Origin of the sequence: Labilibaculum euxinicum (genome assembly GCF_009795715.1) — a bacterium.
GTDB classification, from domain to species: domain Bacteria; phylum Bacteroidota; class Bacteroidia; order Bacteroidales; family Marinifilaceae; genus Labilibaculum; species Labilibaculum euxinus.
Genome location: NZ_WTCR01000028.1, coordinates 1 through 5,531, shown reverse-complemented (window position 1 = coordinate 5,531; position 5,531 = coordinate 1). Strand labels below are relative to the sequence as shown.

The following is a 5,531-nucleotide window of genomic DNA, read 5'->3' as shown; positions in this document are numbered from 1 at the left end:
TTTTTTTGAAATTTTTTCACTTTGGGATTAGGATATAATGAAATAAATGATTTATCTTTGCACCCGCTTTGGGAGCTAACGAGCTCGTGAGTCCCTAGGAAACTTGGGGATTACAGCGAAATTGTCCTGAAAAAAAAAGTTGAAAAAAGATTTGCAGGTTTGGGATTTATTTCTTTATCTTTGCACTCGCTTTTAGAGACAGTAACGACTGTCTTGTTTAAGAATGAAATTTTAGAACAGGTTGCCTTTTTAAGTAAGGGGTATACGGCCGACAGAAGTTCTTTGAAAATATTGGAAACAACAAGTTAGGTAAATACAGGGAATAAAACCTTGTCAGTAAGAATTACGATAACTATAAATACATCCAAGAGCAGAATTATAACAAAAGTTTTTATACAACGAAGAGTTTGATCCTGGCTCAGGATGAACGCTAGCGACAGGCCTAACACATGCAAGTCGAGGGGTATAAGCAGCTTGCTGCTTAGAGACCGGCGCACGGGTGAGTAACGCGTATGCAACCTACCTTTTACTGGGGGATAGCCCAAAGAAATTTGGATTAATACCGCATAATATATTTTGATCGCATGGTTTGAATATTAAATCTACGGAGGTAAAAGATGGGCATGCGTAGCATTAGTTAGTTGGTGAGGTAACGGCTCACCAAGACTATGATGCTTAGGGGGTCTGAGAGGATAGTCCCCCACACTGGTACTGAGACACGGACCAGACTCCTACGGGAGGCAGCAGTGAGGAATATTGGTCAATGGGCGCAAGCCTGAACCAGCCATGTCGCGTGCAGGATGACGGCCCTATGGGTTGTAAACTGCTTTTTTACAGGAATAAACTTTGCTACGTGTAGTGAACTGAAGGTACTGTAAGAATAAGGATCGGCTAACTCCGTGCCAGCAGCCGCGGTAATACGGAGGATCCAAGCGTTATCCGGATTTATTGGGTTTAAAGGGTCCGTAGGCGGGTTTTTAAGTCAGTGGTGAAATCCCGGAGCTCAACTCCGGAACTGCCATTGATACTGAAAGCCTTGAATTTAGTTGAGGTGGGCGGAATACGTTATGTAGCGGTGAAATGCATAGATATAACGTAGAACACCGATTGCGAAGGCAGCTCACTAAGCTAACATTGACGCTGATGGACGAAAGCGTGGGGAGCGAACAGGATTAGATACCCTGGTAGTCCACGCCGTAAACGATGATTACTCGTTGTGCACAATACACCGTGCGTGACTGAGCGAAAGCATTAAGTAATCCACCTGGGGAGTACGTTCGCAAGAATGAAACTCAAAGGAATTGACGGGGGCCCGCACAAGCGGAGGAACATGTGGTTTAATTCGATGATACGCGAGGAACCTTACCTGGACTTAAATGTAGATTGACCGGCTTAGAAATAGGCTTTCTCTTCGGAGCAATTTACAAGGTGCTGCATGGTTGTCGTCAGCTCGTGCCGTGAGGTGTCGGGTTAAGTCCCATAACGAGCGCAACCCCTATCGTTAGTTGCTAACAGGTTAAGCTGAGGACTCTAGCGAGACTGCCACCGTAAGGTGAGAGGAAGGTGGGGATGACGTCAAATCAGCACGGCCCTTACGTCCAGGGCTACACACGTGTTACAATGGCCAGTACAAAGGGCAGCTACCAGGTGACTGGATGCTAATCTCAAAAGCTGGTCTCAGTTCGGATCGGAGTCTGCAACTCGACTCCGTGAAGTTGGATTCGCTAGTAATCGTAGATCAGCAACGCTACGGTGAATACGTTCCCGGGCCTTGTACACACCGCCCGTCAAGCCATGGAAGCCGAGGGGACCTGAAGTACGTAACCGCAAGGAGCGTCCTAGGGTAAAATTGGTAACTGGGGCTAAGTCGTAACAAGGTAGCCGTACCGGAAGGTGTGGCTGGAACACCTCCTTTCTAGAGATTGGAAGTATTGTACTATAGGAATTGAGATTCGATAAGAGTTTTAGACTGTATTTCCTGACTGATTGTTTTCATAAATTTATTTATACCATAACCCATAGCGTTAGGGTGTTTTCACCGCTAAGCTGATAGGTAGTAATAGTCCTGTAGCTCAGTTGGTTAGAGCACTACACTGATAATGTAGGGGTCCGCAGTTCAAATCTGCGCAGGACTACTATTTAATTATCCATTAGGAGTTATTGATTACGAATAGAACGTAATTAAATGATTTGTAATTTGTAATTGGAGTGAAACGATTATGGGGGATTAGCTCAGTTGGCTAGAGCGCCTGCCTTGCACGCAGGAGGTCATCGGTTCGACTCCGATATTCTCCACAAAAATACGATGGTGTATTTAAAGTTCTTTGACATATTGAAACAAAATTAAAGTAGAAGTAACAAAAGTAAAGAAACAGGGATGAATTCCGGTAACGGGATTTAATTTTTGTTAACACAATAAGAAGTAATTAAGAGCGTATGGCGGATGCCTTGGCTCTCAGAGGCGATGAAGGACGTGATAAGCTGCGATAAGTCATGGAGAGGTGCAAATAACCTTTGACCCGTGAATTTCCGAATGGGGCAACCCACCTATTTTAATAGGTATCCAGCAATGGAGGCAAACCCGGAGAACTGAAACATCTAAGTACCCGGAGGAGAAGAAAACAAAAGTGATTCCCCTAGTAGTGGCGATCGAACGGGGATCAGCCCAAACCTATATTGTTTCGGCAATGTAGGGGTTGTAGGACTGCAATAAGAGAAATGGCGTGAAGTGGAAGTGTTTGGAAAGACACACCGAAGAGAGTGATAGTCTCGTACACGTAAGCAAAATGCCTCCAGCAGTATCCTGAGTAGCGCGGAACACGAGAAATTCTGTGTGAATCTGCCGGGACCATCCGGTAAGGCTAAATACTCCTGAGAGACCGATAGTGAACAAGTACCGTGAGGGAAAGGTGAAAAGCACCTCGAATAGAGGAGTGAAATAGTACCTGAAACCATACGCTTACAAGCGGTCGGAGCACCTTTTGGTGTGACGGCGTGCCTTTTGCATAATGAGCCTACGAGTTACTCCTCACTAGCGAGATTAAGGGCTTCAGGTCCGTAGTCGAAGCGAAAGCGAGTCTGAATAGGGCGTAAAGTTAGTGGGGGTAGACGCGAAACTTGGTGATCTACCCATGGTCAGGCTGAAGCTCTGTTAATCCAGAGTGGAGGGCCCAACCCGTTGACGTTGAAAAGTCTTGGGATGAACTGTGGGTAGGGGTGAAAGGCCAATCAAACTGAGAAATAGCTCGTACTCCCCGAAATGCATTTAGGTGCAGCGTCAGAGTCGAGAGTTATAGAGGTAGAGCTACTGATTGGATGCGAGGGCTTCACCGCCTATCAAATCCAGACAAACTCCGAATGCTATAACTTATATCTGGCAGTGAGCCCGTGGGTGCTAAGGTCCACGGACGAGAGGGAAAGAACCCAGACCATCAGCTAAGGTCCCCAAATGTATGTTAAGTTGAACTAACGAGGTGAGATTGCATTGACAGCTAGGATGTTGGCTTGGAAGCAGCCATTCATTTAAAGAGTGCGTAACAGCTCACTAGTCGAGCGATCTTGCATGGATGATAATCGGGCATAAAACATACTACCGAAGCTATGGATTTAGAATTTATTCTAACTGGTAGGGGAGCATTCCAGCGGCGCAGAAGCAGTGTGGTAATGCATTGTGGAGCTTCTGGAAAAGCAAATGTAGGCATAAGTAACGATAATGCGGGTGAGAAACCCGCACGCCAATAGACTAAGGTTTCCTGATCAACGCTAATCGGATCAGGGTTAGTCGGGACCTAAGGGGTAGCCGAAAGGCGAACTCGATGGACAACGGGTTAATATTCCCGTACCGGCTTTAACTGCGATGGGGTGACGAAGAGATGAAAGCACCGCGAACTGACGGAATAGTTCGTTGAAGACCGTACGTGATGAGAGATGCAGGTAAATCCGCATTTTGAGCTGAAAGTCGATAGTACTGCAATGCTACGGCAGCGCAGATAGTGTGCCTAATTTTACTTCCAAGAAAAACCTCTAAGCTTCAGGTTAAAGCTGCCCGTACCTCAAACCGACACAGGTAGTCAAGTAGAGTATACTAAGGCGCTCGAGTGATTCATGGCTAAGGAACTCGGCAAAATAGTCCTGTAACTTCGGGAGAAAGGACGCTCTCAGCGATGAGAGCCGCAGTGAAATGGCCCAGGCGACTGTTTATCAAAAACACATGGCTTTGCAAAAACGAAAGTTGAAGTATAAGGCCTGACACCTGCCCGGTGCTGGAAGGTTAAGTGGAGATGTTATTTTCGGAGAAGCATTGAAATGAAGCCCCAGTAAACGGCGGCCGTAACTATAACGGTCCTAAGGTAGCGAAATTCCTTGTCGGGTAAGTTCCGACCTGCACGAATGGTGTAACGATCTGGGCACTGTCTCAGCCATGAGCTCGGTGAAATTGTAGTATCGGTGAAGATGCCGATTACCCGCAACGGGACGGAAAGACCCCGTGCACCTTTACTGCAGCTTCACATTGATTTTGGGTAAGTAATGTGTAGGATAGGACGGAGACTATGAATCGGGTTCGCCAGGACTTGTGGAGTCAACCTTGAAATACGTCCCTTTGCTTATCTGGAGTCTAACGTCTGACGACGGACAGTGTGTGGTGGGTAGTTTGACTGGGGTGGTCGCCTCCAAAAGAGTAACGGAGGCTTCTAAAGGTACCCTCAACACGTTTGGTAATCGTGTGTAGAGTGCAATGGCACAAGGGTGCTTGACTGTGAGACATACAGGTCGATCAGGTACGAAAGTAGAGCATAGTGATCCGGTGGTTCCGCATGGAAGGGCCATCGCTCAAAGGATAAAAGGTACGCCGGGGATAACAGGCTGATCGCTCCCAAGAGCTCATATCGACGGAGCGGTTTGGCACCTCGATGTCGGCTCGTCACATCCTGGGGCTGGAGAAGGTCCCAAGGGTTGGGCTGTTCGCCCATTAAAGTGGCACGCGAGCTGGGTTCAGAACGTCGTGAGACAGTTCGGTCCCTATCTGTTGTGGGCGTTGGAAATTTGAGAGGATCTGACTCTAGTACGAGAGGACCGGGTTGGACGAACCTCTAGTGCATCTGTTGTGGCGCCAGCTGCATTGCAGAGTAGCTACGTTCGGAAGGGATAAGTGCTGAAAGCATCTAAGCACGAAGCCTACCTCAAGATGAGATTTCCTTTAAGGGTCGTTGGAGACTACGACGTTGATAGGTTGCAGGTGTAAAGGCGGTGACGTCAAAGCCGAGCAATACTAATTACCCTAAAACTTCTGAGTGCGGTGTTCATTTCTGAATTTTTTCGGATGTTATTTTTACTTTGATTTTTTTGATATGTCTATGATATTATCTTGAGGGTGTAAGCTCAATATTAGATGAATGATTTTAGGTGTCTATTGCATCGGGGTTCCACCTCTTCCCATTCCGAACAGAGAAGTTAAGCCCGATAGCGCCGATGGTACTGCCAACTGGTGGGAGAGTAGGTCGACGCCAACTTTTAAAGAGTCTTGTTCCAAT

2 tRNA genes and 3 rRNA genes are annotated in these 5,531 nt (G+C 46.8%); all 5 read left to right on the top strand.

Annotated features, from left to right (window positions below):
• The first annotated feature begins 395 nt into the window (after window positions 1-395).
• The 5 genes from GQR60_RS19900 to rrf all read left to right on the top strand — a co-directional run bounded on the left by GQR60_RS19900 (window position 396) and on the right by rrf (window position 5,510).
• Window positions 396-1,915 (top strand): 16S ribosomal RNA (locus GQR60_RS19900).
• 146 nt (window positions 1,916-2,061) lie between these two features.
• A tRNA-Ile gene (locus tag GQR60_RS19895) sits at window positions 2,062-2,135 on the top strand.
• Between the two features lie 86 nt (window positions 2,136-2,221).
• A tRNA-Ala gene (locus GQR60_RS19890) sits at window positions 2,222-2,295 on the top strand.
• Between the two features lie 121 nt (window positions 2,296-2,416).
• A 23S ribosomal RNA gene (locus tag GQR60_RS19885) occupies window positions 2,417-5,293 on the top strand.
• Between the two features lie 106 nt (window positions 5,294-5,399).
• Window positions 5,400-5,510, top strand: a 5S ribosomal RNA gene (gene rrf / locus GQR60_RS19880).
• Together the 16S, 23S and 5S rRNA genes with 2 tRNA genes alongside form the textbook arrangement of a ribosomal RNA operon.
• The last annotated feature ends 21 nt before the right edge of the window (window positions 5,511-5,531 follow it).